The organism is Methylotenera sp. (genome assembly GCF_030684185.1).
Taxonomy (GTDB): Bacteria; Pseudomonadota; Gammaproteobacteria; order Burkholderiales; family Methylophilaceae; genus Methylotenera.
Window position 1 is genome coordinate 47,826 of the sequence record NZ_JAUXOY010000008.1, and the last position, 26,024, is coordinate 73,849.

At 43.2% G+C, this 26,024-nt stretch carries 24 protein-coding genes; 13 read left to right on the forward strand and 11 right to left on the reverse strand.

Going from position 1 to position 26,024, the window contains the following annotated elements; all coding sequences use genetic code 11:
- Positions 1-9 precede the first annotated feature (9 nt).
- Entirely contained in the window at positions 10-1,011 is a 1,002-nt protein-coding gene (locus Q8J82_RS01220) for a sodium:calcium antiporter (protein ID WP_304908580.1), read from the reverse strand.
- Positions 1,012-1,111: 100 nt separating this feature from the next.
- Here Q8J82_RS01220 and ampD point away from each other — a divergent pair, with 100 nt between their 5' ends.
- From ampD to Q8J82_RS01245, 5 genes are all read left to right on the forward strand, one after another.
- A complete protein-coding gene (ampD, locus tag Q8J82_RS01225) occupies positions 1,112-1,639 on the forward strand; it encodes a 1,6-anhydro-N-acetylmuramyl-L-alanine amidase AmpD (RefSeq protein WP_305253029.1) in 528 nt (175 codons plus the stop codon).
- 28 nt (positions 1,640-1,667) lie between these two features.
- Complete coding sequence (locus Q8J82_RS01230) at positions 1,668-2,792, forward strand: efflux RND transporter periplasmic adaptor subunit (protein WP_304890041.1); 1,125 nt, start codon at positions 1,668-1,670, stop codon at positions 2,790-2,792.
- Complete coding sequence (locus tag Q8J82_RS01235; protein ID WP_304890040.1) at positions 2,789-5,890, forward strand: efflux RND transporter permease subunit; 3,102 nt, start codon at positions 2,789-2,791, stop codon at positions 5,888-5,890. Before Q8J82_RS01230 ends, Q8J82_RS01235 begins: the two co-directional genes overlap by 4 nt.
- 194 nt (positions 5,891-6,084) lie before the next feature.
- Positions 6,085-7,455, forward strand: a complete 1,371-nt coding sequence (locus tag Q8J82_RS01240; RefSeq protein WP_305327617.1) for a YjgN family protein — start codon at positions 6,085-6,087, stop codon at positions 7,453-7,455.
- A 14-nt stretch (positions 7,456-7,469) separates the two neighbouring features.
- The gene (locus Q8J82_RS01245; RefSeq protein WP_305327618.1) at positions 7,470-8,522 is read left to right on the forward strand and encodes a M48 family metallopeptidase; all 1,053 of its coding nucleotides are present in this window, start codon (positions 7,470-7,472) and stop codon (positions 8,520-8,522) included.
- Positions 8,523-8,659: 137 nt separating this feature from the next.
- Here the strand turns inward: Q8J82_RS01245 and Q8J82_RS01250 are convergent, their stop codons facing one another.
- From Q8J82_RS01250 to purM, 5 genes are all read right to left on the reverse strand, one after another.
- A complete protein-coding gene (locus Q8J82_RS01250) occupies positions 8,660-9,898 on the reverse strand; it encodes a dicarboxylate/amino acid:cation symporter (protein ID WP_305327619.1) in 1,239 nt (412 codons plus the stop codon).
- A gap of 7 nt (positions 9,899-9,905) precedes the next feature.
- Positions 9,906-11,474, reverse strand: coding sequence for an RsmB/NOP family class I SAM-dependent RNA methyltransferase (locus Q8J82_RS01255; protein WP_305327620.1), 1,569 nt, complete (start codon positions 11,472-11,474; stop codon positions 9,906-9,908).
- Positions 11,475-11,531: 57 nt separating this feature from the next.
- Positions 11,532-12,656: a DUF3108 domain-containing protein gene (locus Q8J82_RS01260; RefSeq protein WP_305327621.1), complete on the reverse strand. Its 1,125-nt coding sequence runs from the start codon at positions 12,654-12,656 to the stop codon at positions 11,532-11,534.
- A complete protein-coding gene (locus tag Q8J82_RS01265; RefSeq protein WP_305327622.1) occupies positions 12,646-13,365 on the reverse strand; it encodes a DUF3108 domain-containing protein in 720 nt (239 codons plus the stop codon). Before Q8J82_RS01265 ends, Q8J82_RS01260 begins: the two co-directional genes overlap by 11 nt.
- Before the next feature lie 93 nt (positions 13,366-13,458).
- The gene (gene purM / locus Q8J82_RS01270) at positions 13,459-14,508 is read right to left on the reverse strand and encodes a phosphoribosylformylglycinamidine cyclo-ligase (protein WP_304890033.1); all 1,050 of its coding nucleotides are present in this window, start codon (positions 14,506-14,508) and stop codon (positions 13,459-13,461) included.
- A gap of 222 nt (positions 14,509-14,730) precedes the next feature.
- On the opposite strand from purM, the gene Q8J82_RS01275 reads away from it, so the two are divergent.
- The 5 genes from Q8J82_RS01275 to Q8J82_RS01295 all read left to right on the forward strand — a co-directional run bounded on the left by Q8J82_RS01275 (position 14,731) and on the right by Q8J82_RS01295 (position 20,053).
- A complete protein-coding gene (locus Q8J82_RS01275) occupies positions 14,731-15,825 on the forward strand; it encodes an AI-2E family transporter (protein ID WP_304908689.1) in 1,095 nt (364 codons plus the stop codon).
- Positions 15,826-15,849: 24 nt separating this feature from the next.
- Entirely contained in the window at positions 15,850-16,470 is a 621-nt protein-coding gene (locus tag Q8J82_RS01280; RefSeq protein WP_304890031.1) for a DnaA ATPase domain-containing protein, read from the forward strand.
- Between the two features lie 14 nt (positions 16,471-16,484).
- Positions 16,485-18,092 carry an NAD(P)/FAD-dependent oxidoreductase gene (locus Q8J82_RS01285; RefSeq protein ID WP_305327623.1) on the forward strand — a complete coding sequence of 536 codons (1,608 nt, stop codon included), beginning with the start codon at positions 16,485-16,487 and terminating at the stop codon, positions 18,090-18,092.
- 10 nt (positions 18,093-18,102) lie between these two features.
- A complete protein-coding gene (locus Q8J82_RS01290; protein WP_305327624.1) occupies positions 18,103-19,617 on the forward strand; it encodes a phospholipase D family protein in 1,515 nt (504 codons plus the stop codon).
- A 247-nt stretch (positions 19,618-19,864) separates the two neighbouring features.
- Positions 19,865-20,053 carry a DUF2892 domain-containing protein gene (locus Q8J82_RS01295; RefSeq protein WP_304891099.1) on the forward strand — a complete coding sequence of 63 codons (189 nt, stop codon included), beginning with the start codon at positions 19,865-19,867 and terminating at the stop codon, positions 20,051-20,053.
- Between the two features lie 43 nt (positions 20,054-20,096).
- On the opposite strand, the gene ahpF is transcribed toward Q8J82_RS01295, so the two are convergent.
- From ahpF to Q8J82_RS01320, 5 genes are all read right to left on the reverse strand, one after another.
- Positions 20,097-21,680 (reverse strand): alkyl hydroperoxide reductase subunit F, encoded by a 1,584-nt coding sequence (gene ahpF, locus Q8J82_RS01300; protein WP_305327625.1) that lies wholly within the window; start codon positions 21,678-21,680, stop codon positions 20,097-20,099.
- 174 nt (positions 21,681-21,854) lie between these two features.
- On the reverse strand, positions 21,855-22,418 hold the full coding sequence (gene ahpC / locus Q8J82_RS01305) for an alkyl hydroperoxide reductase subunit C (RefSeq protein ID WP_304891101.1): 564 nt from the start codon (positions 22,416-22,418) through the stop codon (positions 21,855-21,857).
- Positions 22,419-22,581: 163 nt separating this feature from the next.
- Entirely contained in the window at positions 22,582-22,902 is a 321-nt protein-coding gene (gene soxZ / locus Q8J82_RS01310; protein WP_305327626.1) for a thiosulfate oxidation carrier complex protein SoxZ, read from the reverse strand.
- Between the two features lie 2 nt (positions 22,903-22,904).
- Entirely contained in the window at positions 22,905-23,348 is a 444-nt protein-coding gene (locus tag Q8J82_RS01315; protein ID WP_305327627.1) for a thiosulfate oxidation carrier protein SoxY, read from the reverse strand.
- A 2-nt stretch (positions 23,349-23,350) separates the two neighbouring features.
- A complete protein-coding gene (locus Q8J82_RS01320; RefSeq protein WP_305327628.1) occupies positions 23,351-24,787 on the reverse strand; it encodes a M48 family metalloprotease in 1,437 nt (478 codons plus the stop codon).
- A 62-nt stretch (positions 24,788-24,849) separates the two neighbouring features.
- On the opposite strand from Q8J82_RS01320, the gene moaC reads away from it, so the two are divergent.
- The 3 genes from moaC to Q8J82_RS01335 all read left to right on the forward strand — a co-directional run bounded on the left by moaC (position 24,850) and on the right by Q8J82_RS01335 (position 25,874).
- Entirely contained in the window at positions 24,850-25,356 is a 507-nt protein-coding gene (gene moaC, locus Q8J82_RS01325; RefSeq protein ID WP_304908695.1) for a cyclic pyranopterin monophosphate synthase MoaC, read from the forward strand.
- A 125-nt stretch (positions 25,357-25,481) separates the two neighbouring features.
- Positions 25,482-25,622 (forward strand): hypothetical protein, encoded by a 141-nt coding sequence (locus Q8J82_RS01330; protein WP_304908696.1) that lies wholly within the window; start codon positions 25,482-25,484, stop codon positions 25,620-25,622.
- Between the two features lie 33 nt (positions 25,623-25,655).
- The gene (locus Q8J82_RS01335; RefSeq protein ID WP_370690405.1) at positions 25,656-25,874 is read left to right on the forward strand and encodes a flagellar biosynthetic protein FliR; all 219 of its coding nucleotides are present in this window, start codon (positions 25,656-25,658) and stop codon (positions 25,872-25,874) included.
- Positions 25,875-26,024 lie beyond the last annotated feature (150 nt).

Consider the following 26,024-nt stretch of genomic DNA (forward strand, 5'->3'; position numbering starts at 1 on the left):
TTTGGATTTTTAGCCTAAAACGAGCACCAAATAGGTAATATACATCGCACCATTCACAAGTAAGTGCCAGACTTTAATACCCCCTTTAGCAACCAGATAGCGTAGCCAAACTGCAGCGATCAATGTCATCGCAATGCCCAATACCACCTCTTTACGGGGCTCCCATGGCGTGAGCATAATTCCGATTGCAGGTAGCAATGTGCCTTGAAAGACCATTGCTCCAGTGATATTGCCAAAGGCTAAAGTATCTTTACCCTTGCGTATCCATAAGATGCTGTTTACTTTTTCAGGTAGCTCGGTAGCTATAGGAATAATCAACAAAGATAACAGCAATGCTGAAATACCGATGAGCTGAGCTGCATCCTCAACGCCGTGAATGAAACCTTTGGCACCAGCAATAAGCAGGGCTACACCTAAAACAAGCTGAACCACAATTACAATCATATTATTTGGCAATCCAAGCTTACACAAAAACATATCTCCGCCTGCTTCGGTAGCATGTCCATCCGCCACCAGTGCTTTTGAAGCGTTTAGTGTCATCATCACGTATACAAAATAAATCATCACCATGCACGCGCTTATGCCATAACGCACAACCGCTAGGGTGTGTGGCACAACCATGGCTATGGCTGCAAAACTAAAGGCAATGATGAAAAAATTAAGGTCACGTGTTAAACCCGTGCGCTCCGGGCGTAAGTGCCCTTGCGTGCCACGACGCCTCCAAACCGAAATTGCCATTAAGGATATAGACAACGTAGCCAACATCAACGGCGCGCCCAATATAGAGCCTACGCCAATTTCCTCATTTGTCGTTACGTTTTGCGTGCCTGCGAGTAACGCTAATAATGGCACCATAGTTTCCGGCAATGCCGTACCTACAGCGGCGAACAGCGAACCTGTGACACCTTCTGAAATACCCAGTTTTTCGCCTAAATGTTCCAGCGCATTGGTAAACACCTCTGCAGCGATTAGAATTACAATTAGCATTAAAAATAAAGTTACAAAAACCATGTTTGCCTTTTAGCAGTTTTATATAAACTTGTTTAAAAAGCGCATTTTACAGGAGATTACGAACATCGTACCAACCATGCTTTTAGATGATTTACAGCCAATGACAATCAGCAAAGCTGGTTTTGCCAACCAAGGCGTTTATATTTCATCGCCCAATTATGATGAACGCCCAAACCATGAAATTTCTCTGATTGTGATTCACAATATCAGCCTGCCGCCAAATCAATACGGCGGTGCTGGCATTGTTCAACTATTCACCAACCAGCTCAACCCAAATGAACATCCTTATTATGCTGAAATTTATACACGCAAAGTGTCCTCACATTTTTTGATTCGACGCGATGGGCATTTAATACAGTTCGTGTCATGCTTAAATCGCGCTTGGCATGCAGGTGTTTCCACTTGGCAAGGGCGTGAACGTTGTAATGATTTTTCAGTCGGAATAGAACTTGAAGGATCTAATTTTGAGGCATTTGAACCAGAGCAATATCAAACACTCAACAAGTTGATTGCTGCACTCGGCTGTGCCTACGAGATACAAGCGATAGCAGGACATTCTGATATTGCGCCAGGCAGAAAAACGGACCCCGGGCCCTACTTTGACTGGCCGAAAATTAATGTAAATTAGTTAAAGAAAAATATATAAAAGAAAAATAATGATGAATATAAATAAGTTAGTACTTTTTTGCATGGCTGCTTTAATGCTTAGCTCCTGCAACAAGCCTAAAGAAGTTGAGGTAAAAACAGCGTCTAACCTACCGTTGGTGAGTATTGCCAAAGTGCATACACAGTCAATTGAAATTACTGAAGAAGCTGTTGGTACTCTAGAAGGCTTGATAGACCCAACTGTCACAGCTGAAGTCACTGCACGAGTAATCAAGGTTTATGTGGGCGTGGGACAAACCGTTAAAAAAGGTGAGCTAATTGCCTTACTGGATGCTTCAGATTTCGGCTTACAAAGCCAAGAAGCGCAAGCCGAGGTGAATCGTATTGAAGTATTGTTAGCCAACCAGAAAAAAATGGTGGAGCGTAACCAAGCACTAGTTAATAAAAACTTTATCTCTAAAAATGCCTTGGATGATGCAACAGCCCAGCAAAATGCACTCAAACAACAACTACAAGCTGCAAAGATCCGTGTGGCCAGCGCCGCTAGCACCAGTGCTAAAACACGAATTTTCGCCCCTGCGGATGGAAAAATTGAGAAGAAAATAGTCGACTCTGGTGAGTTTGTTCGCATTGGTGACCCTATAGTGCAGATTATTGGTAACCAAAAGCTACGCGCACATATTCCTTTTCCTGAGAGTATTGCACCAAAAATCAAGCCTGGCTTGGAGATTAAACTGAGTACGCCAATTTCTGGCACTACGGTCACTACGACCGTAAAAGAAATCAAACCCTTGGTGATGGCAGATAATCGTTCTATAGATGTGATTGCGGACATTAGCAATCAGCCTGATTGGCAAGCAGGTGCGAGCGTCAATGCACAGCTTATCCTAAGCAAAAAAGAAGGCGTGCTCATGGTGCCCGAGCAAAGCGTGGTTCTGCGTCCTGCAGGAGAAGTGGTGTATGTGATTCAAAACAACATCGCACAACAACGCATTATTCAAACTGGTGAGCGACAATCAGGTTGGGTTGAAATTTTAAACGGCTTAGAGCCTGGTTTAGAGGTTGCAGTGGATGGCGCTGCCTATTTGACAGACAATGCCAAAGTAAAAATTGCACAAACCAAAGTAGTGACAGGCAAACCTAATGCCGCATCTAACCAACAGGCAAATCCATGACCCTGCCTGAGTTATCCATCAAACGCCACGTTCTCGCGTGGATGATTTCTGCAATGCTGGTGTTGTTTGGCGTCATTTCGTATCAGCGCATTGGTATCGACCGCATGCCTAATGTCGAACTACCTGTCATTTCAGTGAGTACCGCCTTACGTGGCGCTAACCCTGAAATTATGGATACCAGTGTTACAAACTTAATTGAGTCTGCCGTTAACACCACACCCGGCATTGAGCATATCCAGTCAACTTCCTCCCCGGGGTTTTCTAACGTTACCATTACCTTTGCCTTAGAAAAAAATATTGATGTCGCGTTTAACGAAGTGCAATCAAAGGTCAACCAAACGTTGCGCCGCTTACCGGATAATGCCGATCCACCTGTAGTGCAAAAATTAGAGACCAATGCCCAACCGATTATGTGGCTGGCATTGCACGGCGACCGCACTGTGCAGCAGCTTAATCTGTACGCACAAAACATTATTAAAAAGAAATTGGAGAACATCAATGGTGTAGGTGAAGTGCGCCTTGGCGGGCGTCGAGACCGTACCATCCGCGTCAATCTATTACCTGAACGCATGGCTGCATACAAAATCACCGCCAGCGATTTAACCAGCGCCTTTCAAAAAGAGCACATCCAGCTGCCCGGTGGTTTTTTGGTGAGTAGCCATGCAGAACAACTACTTAAGCTAGATTTAGAGTTTCATGACCTAAAATCACTCTCTGATTTAGTGATTAGCTACAAAAGTGGTACACCCATTCGTCTAAAGGATGTTGCCGAAATCGAAGATGGCCTGACTGACAACCGCCAGATTGCCCGCTTTAATGGCAAACCTACCGTTGGCTTAGGCATTATAAAAATATCTAACGCTAATACAGTTGCCATTATTGATGCAGTCAATAAAAAATTAGACACGGAAATTCGCCCCAATTTACCGCCAGGCCTTACGTTGGACATATCCACCAACGATGCTGATTTTATTCAGGAAATGGTGAAAACCTTACAAGACCATTTGGTAGAAGGCACGTTATTTGCCGCATTGGTTGTGCTGATTTTTATGCGCTCCTTTAGCTCAACCTTAATGATATGTTTAGAGATTCCCGTCTCGCTTTTTGGCGCAATAGCCGTGATGTACTTTGCGGGCTATACCTTCAACAGTATGACGTTATTGGCTTTACTGTTACTCATCGGCGTGGTGGTGGACGATGCCATTGTGGTGCGAGAGAGTATTTTGCGTCACATGTCGGGCGAAATTGGCACTGCGTTAAAACCCGCCGACATGAACAATCCGCAAGCTATTAAACTCTTTCGCACCCAAGCCACCATTAACGGCAGCCGCGAAGTAGTCTTTGCCGTATTAGCCTCTACTGCTTCATTAGTATGCATTTTCGCGCCTGTGATTTTTATGGAAGGCATGATGGGCAAGTTTTTCAAATCATTTGCCATCGTTGTTACTTTTGGCGTGCTGGTATCGCTACTGGTATCACTTACACTTACCCCCATGCTTTGCGCGCATTACCTTAAAGTACAACCCAAGCAGAATAAAATATATATGGCTTTGGGGCGTTTTTTCACGCGCATGGACAGCGCTTACCATGCCTTGTTGGGTGCAGTGCTCAACCATCGCTGGCTAGTACTTATTGCCACCTTACTAGTTGTGTTATCAAGCGGTTATTTTTTAAAAAATATCGATAAAGACTTTGTTCCAGAGATAGACGAAGGTCGCTTTATGGTCAATTTCAAAACTCCGTTAGGTTCAAACTTAAGCTATACCGATTCACGTTTACAGTTATTAGAGCAAGAGTTAGACCAACATCGCGACCAAATTTCCAGTTACTTCGCGGCGATTGGTATGGGCAGCCAAGGACAGGTCAACCAAGGCATGATTTTTGTGACACTTAAATCCAAAGCACTGCGCAGTATGAAGCAGCAAGATTTAATCAAAATATTACGTGAGAAATTTGACAATATTCCAGGGGTGCGCGCCGCACCAAGCGCGGTTTCAATTATTCGCGGGCAACGCTCAGAAAAACTGCAATTTAACCTGACGGGGCCAAACTTGCAGCAAGTTGGCGAACTTTCACTGACCATGCAGCAGAAGCTCAATGAAACTGCAGGCATGGGCAAGGTGGATTTAGATATGCAACTCGATTTACCGCAATACGTCATGCACGTCGATAGAGTCCGTGCTGCAAGCCTCGGAATTACCTCAAGCGACATCGCCAATGCCGTTACGGTTTTTACTGGCGGTATCGATATTGCTGAATATAATGACGCCGTAAGTGACGGGCAGCGCTATAAAATTCGCCTTAAAGCGAAAGATAGCGATTTCAGCCAAATAGCCGATGTCAGCAAAATTTATCTGCGGACCAAAAGCGGTGAACTGACACGTTTAGATTCAGTGGTTCAATTTAAGCAAGAGTTAGGTGCGGCCGTGATTGGCCGCTACGATTTGCAATACGCGGCCAATTTATACACCAACCCGACCATGCCGCTGGGAGAAGCTACGCAAAAGATTGAAGATGTAGCACAATCGCTTCTGCCTGCCGGCTATGCGATTGGCTTAACTGGCCAAGCCTTAGAAATGAAAAAAACCGTTAAAAATACGGCGTTTATTTTTATATTGGCATTTGTGTTGCTATACATGGTGCTGGCTAGCCAATTCAACTCATTCGTACAACCAATAATCGTGATGCTCGCTCAGCCACTTGCAATTATTGGCGGCTTATTTGCACTTTGGCTCACCAACAACTCACTGAATATTTACTCCATGATAGGCCTAGTGCTACTTATCGGCCTGGTTGCAAAAAATTCAATACTATTGGTCGACTTAACCAACCAGCTAAGGGGAAAAGGGGCAGGCATTAATGAGGCACTTCTGGAAGCCTGCCCTATACGACTCAGACCCGTCATCATGACCTCGCTGACTATTATTTTAGCGCTGCTACCAGCTGCACTGGGGTTAGGCGCAGGCTCTGAAACGAACGGCCCATTAGCCATTGCAGTCATTGGCGGCATGATTTCATCCACATTGCTGACTTTGGTAGTGGTGCCAGCGGCATATTCATTGGTCATGGGTGGGCTGAGTAGACTTAATATACATTAGTTAGCTGTAACAATAGCGACAGCCTTGCAGGCATCAACAATTTATGTGCTAACAACATTTTACTTGGTTAGCTTATATTCTGAATGCTACTATTCTGCCAGGGTATTGCTATCTCAAAGTGATAGCAATTTAACTATATAAGGAGGCCTAACCCTTATAGTTATAAAAATTCAATAATAAAAAAGGGAGTCACAATGTCAAACGGGCAAACCCCAGTCGAATTTACGGGTAAAGCTGGTGAATACTTCGGTATCTGGATTGTAAATTTACTACTTTCAATTATCACATTAGGTGTTTATTCAGCCTGGGCAAAAGTACGCCGCAAAAAATATTTTTACAATAATACATTGATCGATGGTGTTGGGTTTGATTACCACGCAAGGCCGATTGCTATTTTAAAAGGCCGTATAATCGCGTTTGTTTTATTTGTACTTTACAGTGTGTTATCAGGCTTTAGCCCGATTCTAGGTGCACTCTTAGCTTTAGTCCTGTTTTTAGCAATCCCCTGGATTGTGGTGCGTGGCATGACTTTTAATGCACGCAACTCAAGCCACCGTGGTCTGCGTTTTGATTTTGATGGTAAATATGGTCAGGCAGCACTGGTGTTCATTGGCTACACCTTGTTGTCTATTATTACATTAGGTTTGGCAATTCCATTCGTGTCGCAACGTACCCATAAATTTATTGTAAGCCACCATAAGTTTGGGACTAGCCACTTTAAAATGGGGGCCTTAGTTAAAGATTTCTACAAAATTTACCTCATCATTTTTTTCATTCCGCTATTGGGTATTCTCGCTGCCGTAGCAATTCCAGCATATCAACAATATAAAACCAAAGTTACAAGCTTTCATGAACCTCAATACATAAAACAAGCTGCGACACATGCATTTGATGATATGGGTGGCTTTATTAAAGTAGCTGACGTAACGACTGAAGAAGTGGCAGGTGATGAGGCCTTAGCAGCAGCACAGGAATACTTAGCAGAGACAGAAGATATGTCAGAAGAAGATTACCTTAGCAGTTTAACGCCAGAAGAGCGCGCTGAATATGATGCGCAAATCAAAGCTTATGAAGATGGACTGGCAGCAGGGAATGCTGAAGACTTTTATGACGAAAAAGTTGATTCAACTCTGAAGAAAAAAGACCCGCTTGCGAAGGCCTTTGACGATATCTCCGCAACATGGGGTATGGTAGCAGCAATCTTTGCGGGCATATTGGTCATGGTACTCTACCTTGCATTTATTTTCTCATTTGCCGCTTATATGAAATCGCGTATCCAAAACTTAGTTTGGAATAACACTACAATTGATCAGGTGAGCTTTTTCAGTAACCAGCGTATGCGTGATTTAGTCCTGCTTTATTTAACGAATGCTATAGCACTGATATTTACTATCGGTTTAGCGACACCTTGGGTGCAGATTCGCATGGCACGTTACCGCGCAGAGCACTTGGCGCTATCAGGCGAAACCGATTGGGATAAATTTGTTGGCGAGAAAAAAGAGGCTTCTAAAGCGATGGGTGAAGAAATTGCCGAAATGTTTGATGTTGACCTCTCATTCGGATAATTTGAATCTTTTAAATGCAATTTGAAGCAGATTATTACGATGGCATCAGTCCCCGCGCTAAGCGGGTGCTGGTGACCATTGAGGCTGATCGCTTTTTGTTCACAGTTTCAATGTCAAATACTGATGGAACTCAGACAAACAAACCTCTAGACTTCTTAATTAGCGATTGCCATGTGCAAGCCAGGCTTGGCAGCGGCAAACGACTGATTGACTTACCCGATGACAGCCGCCTGGAAACCGACTTCAAAGAATTAGAAAGCTGCTTACCCACAAAGCCAGCAAATACTTTCTGGCAATTTGTACATTATGCAGAAACGCATAAATCCATCATCCTTATTGCCTTTATTGGTATAGCGCTAGCGAGCTGGCTACTGCTTCAACATGGCGTTCCGGCCATCGCTAAATATGCAGCATTGGCAACACCAGTCAATGTAGAAAAAGATCTGGGCAAACAAACCTTGGATGCATTAGATAACGAAAAACTCGGCTACTTTGAAGCCACTAAGTTACCCGTAGCCAAACAAGAAGAAATACAAGCGGCACTTGAAGCCATGTGTGCAAAAACCGGGACTTGCCCTGCCTACCTGTTGAATTTTCGAAAAAGCCCTGAAATAGGCGCAAATGCCTTCGCATTACCTGGTGGCTATATGGTGATTACTGATGAATTAATTGTACTCGCGAAAAATAACGATGAAATAGTTGCAGTTTTGGCGCATGAATTAGGACACGTTAAAGGCCGCCATGCCTTACGGCAAACCTTGCAAGGCACGGTTTCTGGCCTCATTATTATTGCTATTACAGGCGATGTTAGTGCTATTGCCTCTGGCTTACCCGCGTTAATGATGAATATGAGCTATACGCGTGAACTGGAAACTGAAGCAGATAATTATGCGTTGCAATCACTTAATGCCGCATGTATTCCCGCTAAATCATTTGCTACTTTACTCATGCGCTTAGAAGCCAGTCACGGTGGAGGTGATAAATCTATGCCTGAAATGCTTTCGTCCCACCCTGACACCAAAGCGCGGATTGTTCCATTTTTGCAGGATCGTAGTCACTGCACTTGATTCATAGTTACTGTACCCAATATAGTTACTGCACCTAATAATGTGTATTTAAAATGTCGCACTTGAAAACTGTACTTGAAAAAGAAATCCTGAATTACCTGGCTAGAATTAAAATGTATAATTTGTGATAAATTGAATCAGGTTTTGTTCATAACGAGTTTTTGCACAACCAAACTGCCGACCATATCACCTTCAACATTCACAGTTGTGCGCAAGGTATCAAGCAATCTGTCAATCGGTAGCAAAATCGCAATTGCTTCAGCGGGCAATCCGACTGATTGCAACACCATGACCATGGTGACCATGCCAGCACTCGGGATACCAGGTGCGCCCATCGCAGCAATCATGGCGATACAAAATACGATTAATTGCTGTGCAAAACTCAGTTCTATACCAACCAAATTAGCAATAAATAACGCAGCAGCAGCTTCGTATAAAGCCGTGCCGTCCATATTGATAGTTGCGCCTAGGGGAAGTACAAAGCCTGCTATCTCTGGCTTAACGTGTAAATGCTGTGTTGCGCATCGCATGGTAATGGGTAGCGTAGCGGCGCTTGAGCTAGTGGCAAATGCCGTCAATAATGCTTCACGTGCGCCACGCAAAAACCACAGAGGTGATTTGCGCGTAAATAAATATAAAATTAACGGTAATACAATCACGCCATGCACTAAGGTGGTGCCAACCACCACAGCAACAAACTTGGCCAGCGTAGCCAGCATGACAACATCTTGCATCGTTACCAGTTTAATCAGCAGTGCCATTATACCAAGTGGTGCCAAGCGCATAATCCAGCCCACAATCAGCATGGTGACTTCCAGCGCCTCTGCCAATAATGAACGTATGTGCTGAAAACGCTCGCCACCCATTACCAGTGTTATGCCTAAAATCAGCGCAAACATCACCACTGCAAGTACATTATTCTGTGACAAAGCAGTAAATGGGTTTACAAATAAGCCATGTAAGAATTGGGCGAAAAACTCGGGCAACGGCAATTGTTTTGCCTCAAAGTTTTGCATCGCATTTTCAAACATAGTGATTTGCAAGCCGCTACCAGGCTTAAAGTAATTACCTGCCATTAAGGCAAGGCTAATGGCAAGGGCCATGGTGACAGTAAAATAGATAAGGGAACTCACCCAAACACGGTGCATTTGCTGATGCTGCCGCAAATTTGCAATACCCACCGAAATTGAACATAAAACCAGCGGGATCAAAATCATTTTGAGTAAATCGATAAACAGCGTACCGACTAGACCAGAAGCATATAATCCACCCTGCACCACATGATTTTCAGTGCCCAGTGACTGAAAATACAAACCTATCGCAACACCAAATATTGCACCCAATAGAATTTGGATGTTGAGGCTGGGCAGCTTCATTCTTTGCTTATTCCTCTGTTACTTTTGACTTTACGACTTTAGGTTTAGCCACTTTTTCCTTAACTACCTTTTCTTTAACTACGGCAACTTTAACCACCTTCTCTTTGGGCACTTTTTCAGCCTTGGGTTTTGCAGCCTTGGCAGATTTTTCGGTAGGCTTCACTTCGACTGCAGCTTCTGTAACTTTAGTTTTTTTTGCTTTGGGCTTAGCTGCTATCTGATCTTCCTGAACAGTTTCTTCTACTGGTTCCTTAACGTCTGAAGTAACTACTGACATAGATTTTTTCACTGGTGCATTAGCATCTATTTTCTCAAAAACTGCGGCAAAGAAACCATCAGTATTATGTAAGTGCGGTAATAGTTTTAAGTATTTACCCGTAACCAAATCGATTTGCTGCTGCCTTAAAATCTCAGCCGCATTCAATAATTGATAATCAGGATGCGAGGCTAAAAACCTTTCAGCTATTTGTTCATTCTCATCGCTTAATAAACTACATGTCGAATAAATCAAGCGCCCACCAACTTTAGTCAGCTTAGCTGCGCGCGCTAGAATGTTGGCCTGCTTGACTGTCAATTCGGCTAAATCTTGTGGGGTTTGACGCCATTTAAGATCTGGATTTCTACGCAAAGTACCTAAGCCTGTACAAGGCGCATCAACCAACACGCGGTCAAACTTGCCGTTTAAGCGTTTAAGTTTAGGGTCATTTTCACTGCTGATGCTTTGCGCATTCAGGTTACTTAAACCAGAACGCTTTAACCGTTGTCCTAAACTATGCAGTCGTTTTTCTGACACATCAAACGCATATAAGCGACCTGTATTACGCATAATTGCGCCCATCGCCAGGGTTTTTCCACCTGCTCCTGCACAAAAATCCGCCACCATCATGCCGCGTTTAGGCCCAACCAAATGAGCCAATATCTGGCTACCTTCATCCTGCACCTCAATTTTTCCTTCAGTAAACAGTACATGGCGACTGATATTCAAACGCAAGGGCATACGCAAACCAACTGGTGAATAAGGTGTTTTAGTGATATTGGTTTCGCCTGAGGTATTTTCAGCAATAAATTTTGCCATGACTTCATCACGCGTGCCTTTAATGGTATTCACACGTAAATCCAGCGTGGCAGCTTCATGCATGCTGCGTGCGATGGTGAGCGCGTCTTTTTCACCATACTGTGTAGCCAGTTTTTCCCAAAGCCAATCGCGCACATCTGCCTGCACAGCTAACGGCAGGTTTTCGGTAGATTTTGCCTTAATGGTATGCGCCCATTCAATTTGCTGCTCATTCAGCATGGGTTCAATTTTTTGGATACTCATACCTTGTATGCGTAACATCCAGGCCAACACCAGCTTACGCGCATCATCCGGGTCGTTATCATCGTTGGCGGTCACGGTGCTTAAAAAACGTAATCGGCGCAATACGCCATACACACTTTCTGCCACAAAAGCGCGTTCTTTGGTACCCAGGTCGCGATTGTTGCGAAAAAATTCACTCAGCTTCACGTCCGCAGGGCTGTTGAATTCAAGCAGATTCGATAACATTACTGCGGCTTGCCGTATTAAATTGGGCGTCATTTGATTCTCTTTATATTGTGTTAGGCGACTATAAATTTAGCCGGTAGTGGTGATTTATTATTGAACATTTTCTGGTCGTTGTGTTTTCAAGCTAGTCACCAGCAATTCATAGACTTTGCCATCTTTATCAGTTTCACGTATTTTAACAGGTACGTACTGATAATCTAAGGCTAACCATAATTCTGTTTTCTTTTCGCCCTCAGCCGCCATTCGTAACAAGTGTATTGTGTGTAAATCACCCATTTTTGTAGCTATAACTTCCTCACCTTCGAAGCTGTAATCATAAACACCCAGTTTCTTACCATTGGTAATACTCATCTGCATATTTTGCAATGGTGGCACAAACATGAATTGATACATAAAACTTAATATATCTTGCGTGCCTTCAGTCAATTCAAGCGTTTGACTGCCTTTTGCACTATGCAGAATTAGTTTCTTATTTTCCCAATCAAAATCCGCACTATAGGTTTTATTCTTTTTATCACCAAACTGATACAGATAATGCTGTGGCTGCAACCCTGCGCTACTTAAAAAACCATCACTCGTTTGCAATAAATCCGGAATTATCAAAGCGGCCAAACCATTGGCTTGTATCAAGCTTTTTATTTGGTATTGCCCGCCATTCGGCAATAACTGATACACCATTCTGGCATTACCAGCTGGGCTACTTTCAGCTTTTGCCGCAATGTCTGTACGTACATCAAACTCAGCCTCAACATATTGATAGGCATTGGGGTTAATGATTAAACCGACTTCGTCTGTCATAGTTTCAGACTCAGTTACGGCTGGCTCACTCACGGCATCAGAGACTATTGGTGATACTTGCTCACTCACAGGAATAGCATCGCTAAATAGTGACGTATCTGAGGGTTCGGATTGCACCGATGTATCAGTGACTGGCGTTATTGGCGGAGGAGGTGCCTGTTTAACTGGTTCTGGCTTAGGCGACAATTCAACAGGTGTAAGGTCTTTAACAATCGGTTTCGCCAGATCAGCCTTTGGTAACACCAACCGCGCCTTAATAACGTGCTGCGGTTCATTAACGTTAGGCGAGTTAAAGTTAAACTTACCGATTAAAAATAAATGCAGTAAAAGCGATATACCCAAGGCAAGCAACAAATGCCTGACACTGACATTTTTCCATAAAGATTTCAAACCAATTAAATTAGCGCTAATCCACATGTAGCTCGGTTAACGTTTGCTCTAGCTTGGCGCCATTTTCATCAACCATCAAAAAACGCACAAGTATATAATTTTGCTCAGAGGCCAACCAAAGCTCTTTACTTTCAACCTGGTCTTTACCTTGATCTATCGGGATTAAATGCACGGTTTTATATTGGTTACCAGCTACGCTAAGCAACTCTTTCTCAGGCTTTACTTTGTACATGTACTGATTAAGTTTTTTACCTGTGGTGAGTGTTACCGTAATGTTATTTTTAAGCGGCCGAGGTAAATACATAAATTGATAAGCAAAGCTCGCCAGATCTTGCGTGCCAGTGGCTAGGACGGCCTCTTTAAGTTCGCCCTTTACCCGCATTTGCAACTTTCTTTTAGGCCAATCAAAATCTGTTAATAGCGCTTTTTTAGGGTTGTCACCTTGATGCAATTCAAAATGCTTAGGCTGTAAACCTTTACCAGTCAGCTTACCTGTGCTGGTAAGCTTACGCTCACCTAACAGAGCGTATACGCCAATGCCTTTTGTCGTACTTTCAACGGTATAAGTGTTGCCCGTGACCACAAACTGCTCACGCACATTTGCAAAAGCTTGCCCATTTTTTGTAACTACATAGCTCGCTTGAATGCGTTTAGGTAGCGTATCCTGCTGTGCTGCGCTAATATTTAATGAGAAGAAAAAAAATGCTAGGCTTAAAATTCTGACGTGATGAAACACAAAAACTCCTAAATTAGACCTTTAAGAAAAGTCACACTGCCTCTTAACGTATGAAGTTTGTTTTAAGTTACAAATCACTCTTAAATTTTAGCCTTAAACAACAATCGTCGGCGCCTCTCCTGCTTGTTGAGCGCGAATATGGCCAATCTCAAATACGGTTTCGCCTGCATCCTGCAGCATTTTTTGCGCTGCAGCCGCATGTTCTTTTGCCACAATTACAGTCATGCCGATACCACAGTTAAAAGTTTTATACATTTCTAAATCTGCAACATTGCCCTGTGCCTGTAGCCAAGTAAATAAAGGCGGCATCGTCCAGCTGCCTTTTTTTATTTCAGCGGTTAATCCTGAGGGTAATACACGTGGGATATTCTCAGTAATACCGCCACCCGTAATGTGCGCCATGCCTTTAATTGGCATTGCTGCGATTAACTGCAACAAAGGCTTTACGTAAATACGCGTTGGCGCCATCACCACATCTTTGAACTTTCTGCCATGAAAGTCAGATTCAAAATCGATGCCAGATTTTTCTATAAGTTTGCGTATCAAAGAGTAACCGTTTGAGTGCGCGCCACTTGAAGCTAAACCTAACACCACATCACCCGCCGCAATGGTAGTACCGTTTATAATATTCTCTTTATTCACACAGCCTACTGCAAAGCCTGCTAAATCATACTCACCTGCGGGATACATACCTGGCATCTCAGCAGTCTCACCGCCCACCAATGCACAACCAGATTGTTCGCAACCCTCCGCTATGCCTTTGATTACCTGTGCTGCAGTGCCTACTTCCAACTTACCACAAGCAAAATAATCTAAGAAAAACAGCGGTTCAGCACCTTGTACCAATATATCGTTTACACTCATGGCGACCAAATCAATGCCAACTGTATCGTGTTTGTTTAATTCAAATGCCAGTTTAAGTTTAGTGCCCACTCCATCGGTACCAGACACCAGTACCGGGTTTTTAAATTTCTTAGGCATTTCAAACAATGAACCAAAACCACCAATGCCCGCCAACACTTCAGGGCGCATGGTGCGTTTAGCAAATGGTTTAATTTGCTCCACTAGCGCATCGCCAGCTTCCATATCTACGCCCGCGTCGCGGTAGCTAATTGAAGTTGTATCATTAGAAGAAGTAGTCAAAACGGCTCTCACTTAAGTATAAATTGAATAGTTTTTTTATTGCGCTCGTTAAGGGTGCTTCTATAAATTCAAGTTTCTAAATTAGACAAGGCGCGAACAAAAAATAGAGACGCGGTATATAGTTGATATATAAGGAGTTATTTTTTGCGAGCAACGCAGTATAATGACGGAAATTGAATTTATAGAAGTACCCTATACACGTTAAGTATAATTTTAACCTATATGACGACTGAACCCAAAAAAACAGCACCAAAAAATCTATTTATTGATAACCGCTGGCTCATTATTGCCGCGATTTTCGCGTTTATTATTTATTTGCTGCTGCCAGTGCTTACTCCTTTCTTAATTGCGGCTATTTTGGCTTACATTTGTGACCCGCTGGTGGATAGACTTTGCTTAATGGGTATAGGTAAATTTAAGTTAGGACGCACGTTATCTACCGCGCTTGTCATGGCAGGTATTTTTGGCATCATCATCTTATTATTCTTGATTTTAGTCCCACTATTACAAAAAGAATCACTACTCATTGCAGAGCGGTTACCTGGCACCATCAACAACATACGCACTATCATTGAGCCTTGGTTACAAAGTAATTTTGGCATTAGCCTCGCTATCGACAGTGCACAAATTCAAGAGATTATCAGTAAAAACTGGAAAACCGCAGGCGGCTTATTAGGCGACTTACTAAAAATCGCTGGCAGTAATGGGTTGGCGCTTATCGGCATACTTGCCAATATTTTACTTTTACCGGTGGTGCTATTTTATCTTCTGCGGGACTGGGACGGCTTTATAGCAAGTATTACTCGTCTCATTCCACGCAATTGGCAGATAAAAACAACCTCTATAGCTGTTGAGATTGATCAGGTTTTATCAGAATTTTTACGCGGGCAACTAGCCGTGATGGCAGTGATGAGTGTTTTTTATGTCGCAGGCTTGTGGTTAGTTGGCTTAGACATGGCATTAGCCATTGGCGTAATCGCAGGCTTGCTGGGTTTTGTACCTTATTTGGGCCCTATCCTAGGTTTAGGTTTAGCTTTATTAGTCGCGGTGTTGCAATTCACGAGTCTTGCTCAGGTCATTCCAGTGCTGATGGTATTTGGCCTTGGCCAGTTAATAGAAAGCATGGTTGTCACGCCCAAACTTGTGGGCGAACGTATTGGCTTACACCCTGTGGCGGTAATTTTAGCCTTACTGGCAGGCGGACAACTCTTCGGCTTTACTGGTGTGCTGCTTGCATTACCAGTAACCGCTGCGATTGCGGTAGGCTTACGCCACGCCAAAGATAATTATTTAAGTAGCGATACTTATCTAAACTAGTCATCAAAGCTTACTATTTTGCACATGAAACAGCTATTACTCGACATTAAACCAGCGGCACCGCCTACGCTGCTTAACTTTATAGCCGGGCGCAATGCCGAGGCGCTTGCAAGCTTGAATGCTGCGGTAACCAGCACTGGAGTATCAAACTTTATCTACCTGTGGGGCGACTCTGGTAGCGGCAAAAGCCACTTGTTGCAGGCGTGCAAAGCACAAAATGTAACCGTAATGGATGATGTACATTTACTGGATAACGACGCACAAATTGCGTTATTTAATACTTTTAATCAACTAAAAGGCTTAAATTCTGAAGGACAGGGCGGCACGCTCATCACCGCAGGCTTACACGCGCCGAATCAAATGGGGCTGCGTGATGATTTAGCCACTCGCCTGGCCTGGGGCTTGGTGTATCAATTGCATCCATTAAACGATGCAGAAAAAGCGCTTGCCTTGCAAAATCACGCGGCAGAGCGTGGGATACGCTTGCCCACAGAAGTCGTGGATTACTGCTTACGCTATTTACGAAGAGATTTATCTACCTTAATGGCTACACTAGACGCGCTAGATGAATGGTCATTAACCACTAAAAAGCCTGTTACCGTACCTATGTTGCGGCAATTATTGCAATTCCCGCTCAATTTATAAAAGCAACTAAACTTATGTTACGTGTCACCGAAATCAAACTACCGCTTGAGCATAAGCCCAGCGAAATTAACGCAGCACTCATTAAAAAGTTGGCGATTAATGCTGCTGACTTGGTGGAATATTCCATTTTTAAACGTGGCGTTGATGCCCGTAAGGCCAACGCGATTTTATTGGTGTATTCACTTGATGTAACTATTAAAGGTGAAGCGAAAGTTTTAGCCAAGCTAAGCAAAGACCCACACGTCAAGCTTGCACCTGACACTTCTTACAAATTTGTAGCTAATGCGCCAGCTATACTTAAAGATAGGCCGGTGATTGTTGGCTTAGGCCCATCCGGACTTTTTGCCGCGTTAATATTGGCGCAGTCCGGTTTTAAACCATTGGTGCTTGAGCGCGGCAAAGCAGTGCGGGAACGCACCAAAGACACTTGGGACTTATGGCGTAAATCTAAGCTTAACCCGGAATCTAACGTACAGTTTGGTGAAGGTGGTGCAGGGACGTTCTCTGACGGTAAGCTTTACAGCCAGATTAAAGACCCCAATCATTATGGCCGCAAAGTGCTAAATGAGTTTGTAAAAGCGGGTGCACCAGAAGAGATTTTATACGTGAGCCATCCGCATATCGGCACTTTTAGATTAGTCGGAATGGTAGAAAAAATGCGTGAAACAATCATCGCGCTCGGTGGCGAGATACGTTTTAATAGCCGTGTAGATGATATTGAGATTTCAAACAATCAAGTTCAGGCAGTCGTGCTGGCAAATGGCGAACGCATTGCTACTAATCACTTGGTATTAGCTGTTGGTCATAGCGCGCGTGATACGTTTGAGATGATTTATAAACGTGGTATTTACATTGAAGCCAAGCCTTTTAGTATCGGCTTTAGAATCGAGCATCCGCAATCACTCATTGATAGCGCACGACACGGACCCAATGCACAACATCCGATTTTAGGCGCGGCAGATTACAAGTTAGTGCATCACGCCAGCAATGGACGCAGTGTGTATAGTTTTTGCATGTGTCCGGGCGGAACGGTAGTGGCGGCGACTTCTGAAGAAGGACGCGTAGTGACTAATGGCATGAGCCAATATTCTCGTAACGAACGAAATGCCAATGCGGGCATCGTGGTGGGTATTACTCCAGAAGTCGATTTTCCGGGACATCCGCTTGCTGGCATGGAATTACAGCGACAATGGGAAAGTCAGGCCTATTTATTAGGCGGAAGCACCTATCAGGCACCAGGGCAATTAGTGGGCGATTTTTTAGCCAATCAGCCTTCAACGCAGTTTGGTGAAGTGACACCATCGTATACACCCGGTGTGCATCTCACTAATTTAGATACTGCTTTGCCCGAGTACGTTATTAGCGCTATTCGTGAAGCGATTCCGCAATTTGCAAAGCAGATTAAAGGTTTTGATATGCCTGATGCCATACTCACGGGTGTAGAAACACGTACCTCGTCACCAATACGCATCAAGCGCAATGATGATGACTTGCAAAGTATCAACACCAAAGGTTTATACCCAACTGGCGAAGGTGCTGGTTATGCAGGAGGTATATTGTCAGCAGGAGTGGATGGCATAAGGGTAGCGGAAGCTGTGGCATTAAGCATTGCGGGCTTATAAGGATAGTAAATTGATTTCCTTCAAGCGAGTTTTACAATTATTATTAACCGCCTCAGCAATATGGCTTTCACCAGCATCCATTGCCGCGCAAGACTCAACCTCCCTGGAACTCGCATTTATTGACAATCAGATTTCAGCACACCCTGGTCAAAGCGGTGTTTACGTACTGGATAAAGGCGAGGAAGCCCTACTAGCACGCGCCTGGCTGGCAGATAATGCGCAAAAAACCATTGAAGTACAATACTTTATATGGAGTACCGACAATATAGGAATATTGGCTTCAGAAGCTTTATTGCGTGCGGCTGACAGGGGCGTAAAAGTCCGCGTCATCGTGGATGACTTATTGATAGACGCACCCGATAAATCTTTGCTTGCGCTAGCCAAGCACCCTAATGTCGATATTCATATCTACAACCCGCAACATTCAGTAGGCACGCCTTTTCATAAACGCCTGTTGAATGTTGCGGTGAATTTTCGTGGTGTAAACCAGCGCATGCACGATAAAACTTTTATTGTGGATGGCAAGTTAGCGATTACAGGCGGGCGAAATATGGCTGCCGAATATTTTGACTATCACCAAAAATATAATTTCCGCGACCGCGATGTGCTTTTACTGGGCGATGTCGCTAAAGTCATGCAAACCAGTTTTGAAAAATTCTGGTCTAGCCCGCTCAGCGCGCCAATTGAAGAGCTTTACGATGGTTTTGGCTTAATGCAAAAACATGTAAAGGTGAAAGATGACGAGATACAAAAAATCTACACTGACTTACACGCTTACGCTAAAAACCCTGATAATTTTACAACCGAAAACCGACAGGCCATTCAAAACACTCCGCAAGCGTTTATGCACCTTGCAGAGCAGGTTACCTGGACGGATATTGAGTTTATCAGCGATACGCCAGGTAAAAATAAGATGAAATACCTGCTGGGCGGCGGCGGTTTAAGCACGCTAAAATTAGCACAGATGGTTGAAAATGCAAACGAGCAGATTGTCATACAATCGCCCTATTTGGTAATGTCCAGTCAAGCAAAAAAACTATTCAAAAACGCCATTAAACGCGGTGTAAAAGTGCGTATTAACACCAATTCACTCGCCTCAACTGATAACATACAAGCTTTCAGTGGTTACCGCAACCAGCGTGAGCAACTCACAAAAATGGGCATAGAAATTTTTGAATACAAGCCAGACCCACAAATCAAACAACAACTGCTTCGCCGTGTAGTGGCAGAAAGTTCTAACCCTCCTGTATTCGCCATACACGCCAAGTCCATGGTAGTCGATAAAAAAACGGTATATATCGGCACATTTAATTTTGATCCGCGCTCACAAAATCTAAACACTGAAGTAGGCGTGATTTTACAAAACGAAACCTTGGCCAACAATGTTCAAAGTGCGATTGAAACCGATATGCGGCCAGAAAATAGCTGGAATGCAGCTACCGATAAGCCAGATCAATATGCATCATCAATCAAGCGTAAGCGCGTGGTGTTTTATCAACTCACACCCATTAAACCTTTACTTTAATGTATAGCTGTTCCCAAAAATAAAGTCATGGGATATCAATATTATGGGTTTGTAGGAGCGACGTCCCGTCGCGATTGCACCATTGCTTCGCGACGGGACGTCGCTCCTACAAAAAACAATATATTACTGTCATTGTTTAGAGGGTTGGCAGTAACTAAAGTCACTGCAATAATGTCTTATTGGTATATGCTAGGCATGCTTGTTTTGAACAAAAACAGATTTTATTTATTTTTCTAAAGGAAAAATCATGAAAGTAAATGTTGGTGGTATTGATAGAACTTTGCGCATTGTGGCTGGGGTGGCCTTAATTGCGTGGGCATTACTTGGCGGCCCTGTATGGGCTTGGATTGGCATAGCCCCGCTTGCAACAGGTTTAATTGGATTTTGTGGTGCCTATAGTATTTTTGGTATTAATACCTGCAAAACAAAACAATAACAAAAAGCTAGCAATGGATAATTTCCGCTGCTAGCCTTGAGCATTACTGCCTGATCAGATAATCAAAAGAGCCCAATGCGGCCTTTGCACCCTCGCCCATTGCAATGATTATTTGCTTATAAGGTGTAGTTGTCACATCGCCTGCAGCAAATACGCCTGGCAACGAGGTCGCATTATGATGATTGATTTCAATCTCACCAAATTTGCTTAAATTAAGCGTGCCTTTTAGCCAATCGCTATTAGGCAACAGTCCGATTTGCACAAATACCGCATCAAGTGCTAAATGTTTACTTTCTCCCGTCACGCGGTCGGTGTAAGTCAAACCATTCATTTTGGTACCATCACCAGTAATTTCGGTTGTCTGCGCACTGGTAATAATTGTTACGTTAGTCAATGAACGCAATTTTTTCTGCAGCACAGCATCTGCTTTTAGTACGGTATCAAATTGAAATAAGGTGACATGGGCAACAAAGCCAGCTAAATCAATTGCAGCCTCAACGCCTGAGTTACCACCGCCCACCACTGCCACAGGTTTACCTTTAAACAAAGGGCCATCACAATGCGGGCAATAAGCCACACCTTTGCCACGATATTCTTTTTCACCCGGCACGTTCAGCTCGCGCCAACGTGCGCCAGTGGCCAAAATCACCACTTTACTTTTAAGCGTTGCGCCACTTTCTAATTTCAGCTCGATTAAATCATTATTTTTATTGCCATCTTTACCTGGTTCAGACAAGCTCACTGCACGTTGCAAGTTCATAATATCTACATCATAACTTTTCACATGCTCTTCAAACGCAGCAACTAATTTTGGACCTTCAGTTTCTTGAACAGAAATGAAGTTTTCAATCGCCAGTGTGTCCATCACTTGACCACCAAAACGCTCCGCTACGATACCGGTTCTAATGCCTTTACGCGCAGCATAAATTGCAGCAGAAGCGCCAGCTGGCCCACCGCCCACCACCAATACATCATAAGGCGCTAAAGTCTCTAATTTTTTAGCTTCGCGCGCAGCTGCACCTGTATCGATTTTGAGCAGAATTTCATCTAACTCCATACGACCTGCACCAAATGGCTCGCCATTCAAATAGATAGTTGGCACAGACATAATTTCTCTAGCTTTTACTTCATCTTGATACAGTGCTCCATCAATCATTACGTGGGTAATGTTTGGGTTAATCACTGCCATCATGTTCATAGCTTGCACAACATCCGGGCAATTATGGCAACTTAAAGAAATATACGTTTCAAAATGAAATGTGCCTTCAATCGCAGCAATTTGTGCAATTTTTTCAGCTTCCAATTTCATTGGGTGACCACCTGTATGTAGCAAAGCTAATACCAGCGAGGTAAATTCATGGCCCATTGGAATACCAGCAAAACGCACACCTATCGCTTTTTGAGCTTCTGTATGCGTTGCAACGCGCTTTACAGAAAAAGACGGTTTACGTGTATTGTCATCCATCACGAGGGTAATTTTGTCAGACATGCTCGTGATTTCTTCTAACAGCATATGCATTTCTTTTGCTGCTGGCGTATCGTCTAATGATGCAGCCAAAACGATAGGCTCGCGCAACATCTCTAAGTAGGCTTGCAATTGAGTTTTAATGCCAGTTTCTAATGCCATGATTGCTCTCTTCATTCATTTTTTATTGGGTTGTGTGCAAATTCATCACCCGCTATATTTAAAATAAAAGGCATTATCTTTTGAATAATGCCTTTGTTATTTAACTGCGCGAAAAGATGTTTGCTCGTAAGCGCAGACTTGCTTTGCCTAAGGCAAAAATTAAATCTTAAAGCCTTAAATTTTACCCACCAAGTCTAGTGATGGCGTTAAAGTTTTAGCGCCTTCTTGCCATTTAGCTGGGCAAACCTGGCCTGGATGGCTTGTTACAAATTGTGCTGCTTTCAATTTACGCAAGGTTTCTTTCACGTCACGTGCAATTGCATTGTCGTGCACTTCAACTGTTTTAATCACGCCTTCTGGATTAATCACGAAAGTACCGCGCAATGCTAGGCCTTCTTCTTCAATATGCACATCAAACGCACGTGTCAATTGGTGTGTAGGGTCGCCAACGAGTGGGAATTTTGCTTTACCTACAGCTGGCGATGTTTCGTGCCATACTTTGTGTGAGAACTGTGTATCAGTCGTCACAATGTACACTTCTGCATTCGCTTTTTGAAACTCTGCATAGTGGTCAGCCGCATCTTCTACTTCTGTTGGACAGTTGAATGTAAATGCTGCTGGCATAAAAATAATCACTGACCATTTGCCTTTTAGGCTTGCTTCAGTCACTTCAATAAATTTACCGTTATGAAAGGCTTGCGCTTTAAATGGTTGAACTTGTGTATTAATTAATGACATAGTGTTTTCCTTATTTGTTGGTTAATAAAAATTGAAAAAAGTAGCGTTTTTGAAACAGTTTAATTTCGAGCTGTGATTGTAGGGTTCTTATTAAAGTAAGTCTAATATATCATTTTAATGATATTGATAAGTATAATTTATCAAAAACTGTATTTAGGTGAAATTACGCCTGAGTCACAGTGATATCCTGTGTTGCCGTTTTACCTAAATTATCAAGCCAGGTAACAACGACCGTATCGCCGACTTTAGCGCCTTTTAATCTAAAAGTAAGATACGGGTTTTTAGAGATTCCTGTGCCCCACTGCGCTTCCAGCACGGTTTGGCCGTTTAATGTTGCCGTCAATAATTGCACAAAATGTGCTGGAATCAGCTGGTCAAAATCATCCTTTTTACGCCCCGTTTCCATAGGGTGACTCATCAATACTTTTATTTCAGTCACTTCGCCCTTGAGTTGAGCGCGCATTTTCATGTTGTCAGATGCCATACTTATCCACACCCATTTTCTAGTACGATGACATTTTTAGCATTTGTAAAGTATTGCGTACCCGCTTTAACTACCACTTTCACGTCAGAAGTCTCCGCCATTTTGATGCGTGTTATGACAAAAGGCTCAGCACCATTGCTAAATTTAAAATGCGCAATGAGCGGTGTCGGATTCTTTTCTACCAATATAGAAATTGACTCAGTATTGACGATATTACTTTTAATCTCAACCTGAACAATCGCACCATTTTCTGCTTTATCTGGCGCGATTATTAGTATGTCCTGACTAACGATTTCATCTACAACATCTAAGCTTTTTATAGCCACGTCTAATTTAGGTGTCTCAAACGCGGCTTTGTTCCAAACCGCAGCTAACGCGCTTAATGGCGCCAATAATAGCGATGTAACTGCCCCGATTAAGAGCGTCAAAAAATTTCTGCGTTGCATACTTATCCTTTTTTCACATCACCCTGCATGCGACGCAATTCTTTTAAGCGCGCTTCAACAATGGAAATTTGATAAAAATCGCCATCTTTTGCTTTGGAGGCCAACTCCATTTGCTCGATTGCGCGCGCAAGATCGTACTTTCTAAAATAGGCCTCACCTTGTGCCTGGTGGCTCAGCAATACCTTATTTTGCATAGTATATGCCTTTGCCAGCACGTCATATAAAAATGCATCATTAGGATACAAGTTTTGTTTTTCTTTAACGAGTTTTATTGCGCTATCTGCTTGCTTAACCGCTAAAAAATGGTCTGCATAACCATAAATCAAGGCGCGATTATCCGGGTAAATCTTCAAAGCATCAGCGTACTGTTTTGCAGCCTGCTGAGGATTGTTTTTGGCCACCTGTAAACGTGCGTTTAAATTCTCTATCATGGCATGTTGCGGTGCATTCTTTTTCAGCCATGTGATTTCTTTTTCAGCGGGTGCTAGGGCATTTTTTCGCATGTACGCCACAGCTAAACCATAATGCTCAGCCGCCTCATTGGTATAACGGCGTTCACGTATATTCTGCTCAAATACAGCAATATTCGTCTCGGGAACGCCATTATTTGCCTGCAGTTTCGCTCGCACATACCGAAACTCAACGCTATCAGGCACTTGCTTATATGACATCTGCCCCACTCGATTAGAAACATCCGCAATACGCTCGCTGGTTAAAGGGTGTGTCCGTAAAAAACCAGGTGCGCTACCTTCAGAATAACGAGAGCCACGTTGCAATGTGGTAAAGAATGCAGGCATTCCACGCACATCAAATCCACCGCTATTAAGTATTTGTAAACCTATGCGATCAGCCTCACGTTCATGCTCACGAGTGTAATCCAATTGATTTTGTACACCCACAGCAGAAGCAGTAGTTAACGCGCCACTGGCTAATTGAGGATTTGCACGCGCCACTAATAAAGCCAGCGCAATACCTGCAATATTTTTAAAGGTGTCATACTTTTGTGCTGCCAACATACGCGCCAAATGGTGCTGAGTTACATGGCCGATTTCATGACCTAACACGCTGGCAAGTTCAGACTCACTATTAGCCGCCAAAATCAAACCCGTATGCACGCCAATTACCCCGCCCGGCATGGCAAAAGCATTGATTGAGTTATCCTGCACTACAAAAAAATTGAATTTTAGCTGGCTGTCAGGGCTGTTAGAAACTAGTCGCATACCCAAAGCCTGTAAGTAAGAAGTGATTTCCGCATCCTGCACCACAGCATCACTGGTGGCAACATCACGCATAATTTGCTCGGCAATCGCTTGTTCTTGTAAAGGCGAAAGAACTGTCTGCGAAACATCACCCAGCTCTGGCAAATCATTCGCGTTGGCGAAATTAAGCGCTAAATTGGTAGTTAATAGAACTGCAATTACAATAGTGTTAAATTTCATTGTTATTATGATAACTACTTTATGATGGTAGTTCAGCTGAAATTGTTAATGGAAAGTAAAAAATGAGCGATACGGCAATCAACAAACCTACGAGCAAACTCACCCATTTCGACAATAGCGGTCAAGCGCACATGGTTGATGTAGGCGACAAAGCCCACACCAGACGCATCGCAGTTGCCAGCGGCGTCATTAGCATGCAGCCTGCTACACTTGCCCTCATTAAAAATGGTGATGCAAAAAAAGGTGATGTACTTGGCATTGCCCGCATTGCTGCGATTCAAGGCTCAAAACGCACTTCTGATTTAATTCCGCTCTGCCACCCGATTAGCCTGACCAGAGTAGCCGTAACGTTTGTGATAGACGAAAGTGCTAGTTCTGTTATTTGCACCGCCACCACCGAAACCACAGGCCAAACCGGCGTGGAGATGGAGGCGTTAAGCGCAGTGAGCGTGGGCCTGCTTACCGTTTATGATATGTGCAAAGCCGCTGATAGAGGCATGATAATTGGTGATATAAAATTGCTAGAAAAACATGGTGGAAAATCGGGCGATTGGGTTGCAGAAGAATAAACTATCAAATGGTGACAAAAAGCACACATTTGTGTAGATTTAAGCCATGAAACCATTTCGCTGGAATGACGACAAAAACGAGACGCTTAAAATCGAGCGTAATATCTTTTTTGAGGACATACAATGTGCAGATTTATGAAACTAGTACAAGCCTCAGAAACATAGCAGCCGATAGCTTTACCACCATGCCAATTGCACTCAATGGCGCTGGCATTCAACCCATGAAAATCGTTAATTGGGCTGAAGCTACTTTTAGTACAGGCTAACTTCTAAGCTTACCAGCCATTACAGCACTCTTAATGACCAATATGGCGCTCGGCATATTAACGAGAACTGCACCGCAGTTGAGTTTGTTTGATATTGGCTTTCCACTTACGCTCAGCATGGGCTTACTGATTATTTTACTGACGCTACCAGGCATGCTAAAACCGATTGAAAATTTGATTGAACAAGGTCTCAGTCATATGTCTGAAATTGCCACGAACTCCAGTTTAACTAACCCTAGTTTAAAACTTTAACGTTAAAATTTAAGTCTAACAAACCAAAAAATTGAGCACTTTAAAAAGTGCTTTTTTAGTTGAGTATTTATATACAACCTTTTTGTATGCCTTGCGAGCCTTTATTTATAAGGCTCGCAGGGCAGTATTTTTTCTCCCGAGAAAAAAGAA

What these genes read in the sequence shown, in the direction of transcription:
- Q8J82_RS01220 (WP_304908580.1), bottom strand. Translation starts at nt 1,011, where the DNA reads ATGGTTTTTGTAACTTTATTTTTAATGCTAATTGTAATTCTAATCGCT.
- ampD (WP_305253029.1), top strand. Translation starts at nt 1,112, where the DNA reads ATGACAATCAGCAAAGCTGGTTTTGCCAACCAAGGCGTTTATATTTCA.
- Q8J82_RS01230 (WP_304890041.1), top strand. Translation starts at nt 1,668, where the DNA reads ATGATGAATATAAATAAGTTAGTACTTTTTTGCATGGCTGCTTTAATG.
- Q8J82_RS01235 (WP_304890040.1), top strand. Translation starts at nt 2,789, where the DNA reads ATGACCCTGCCTGAGTTATCCATCAAACGCCACGTTCTCGCGTGGATG.
- Q8J82_RS01240 (WP_305327617.1), top strand. Translation starts at nt 6,085, where the DNA reads ATGTCAAACGGGCAAACCCCAGTCGAATTTACGGGTAAAGCTGGTGAA.
- Q8J82_RS01245 (WP_305327618.1), top strand. Translation starts at nt 7,470, where the DNA reads ATGCAATTTGAAGCAGATTATTACGATGGCATCAGTCCCCGCGCTAAG.
- Q8J82_RS01250 (WP_305327619.1), bottom strand. Translation starts at nt 9,898, where the DNA reads ATGAAGCTGCCCAGCCTCAACATCCAAATTCTATTGGGTGCAATATTT.
- Q8J82_RS01255 (WP_305327620.1), bottom strand. Translation starts at nt 11,474, where the DNA reads ATGACGCCCAATTTAATACGGCAAGCCGCAGTAATGTTATCGAATCTG.
- Q8J82_RS01260 (WP_305327621.1), bottom strand. Translation starts at nt 12,656, where the DNA reads ATGTGGATTAGCGCTAATTTAATTGGTTTGAAATCTTTATGGAAAAAT.
- Q8J82_RS01275 (WP_304908689.1), top strand. Translation starts at nt 14,731, where the DNA reads ATGACGACTGAACCCAAAAAAACAGCACCAAAAAATCTATTTATTGAT.
- Q8J82_RS01280 (WP_304890031.1), top strand. Translation starts at nt 15,850, where the DNA reads ATGAAACAGCTATTACTCGACATTAAACCAGCGGCACCGCCTACGCTG.
- Q8J82_RS01285 (WP_305327623.1), top strand. Translation starts at nt 16,485, where the DNA reads ATGTTACGTGTCACCGAAATCAAACTACCGCTTGAGCATAAGCCCAGC.
- Q8J82_RS01295 (WP_304891099.1), top strand. Translation starts at nt 19,865, where the DNA reads ATGAAAGTAAATGTTGGTGGTATTGATAGAACTTTGCGCATTGTGGCT.
- ahpF (WP_305327625.1), bottom strand. Translation starts at nt 21,680, where the DNA reads ATGGCATTAGAAACTGGCATTAAAACTCAATTGCAAGCCTACTTAGAG.
- ahpC (WP_304891101.1), bottom strand. Translation starts at nt 22,418, where the DNA reads ATGTCATTAATTAATACACAAGTTCAACCATTTAAAGCGCAAGCCTTT.
- soxZ (WP_305327626.1), bottom strand. Translation starts at nt 22,902, where the DNA reads ATGGCATCTGACAACATGAAAATGCGCGCTCAACTCAAGGGCGAAGTG.
- Q8J82_RS01315 (WP_305327627.1), bottom strand. Translation starts at nt 23,348, where the DNA reads ATGCAACGCAGAAATTTTTTGACGCTCTTAATCGGGGCAGTTACATCG.
- Q8J82_RS01320 (WP_305327628.1), bottom strand. Translation starts at nt 24,787, where the DNA reads ATGAAATTTAACACTATTGTAATTGCAGTTCTATTAACTACCAATTTA.
- moaC (WP_304908695.1), top strand. Translation starts at nt 24,850, where the DNA reads ATGAGCGATACGGCAATCAACAAACCTACGAGCAAACTCACCCATTTC.
- Q8J82_RS01335 (WP_370690405.1), top strand. Translation starts at nt 25,656, where the DNA reads ATGACCAATATGGCGCTCGGCATATTAACGAGAACTGCACCGCAGTTG.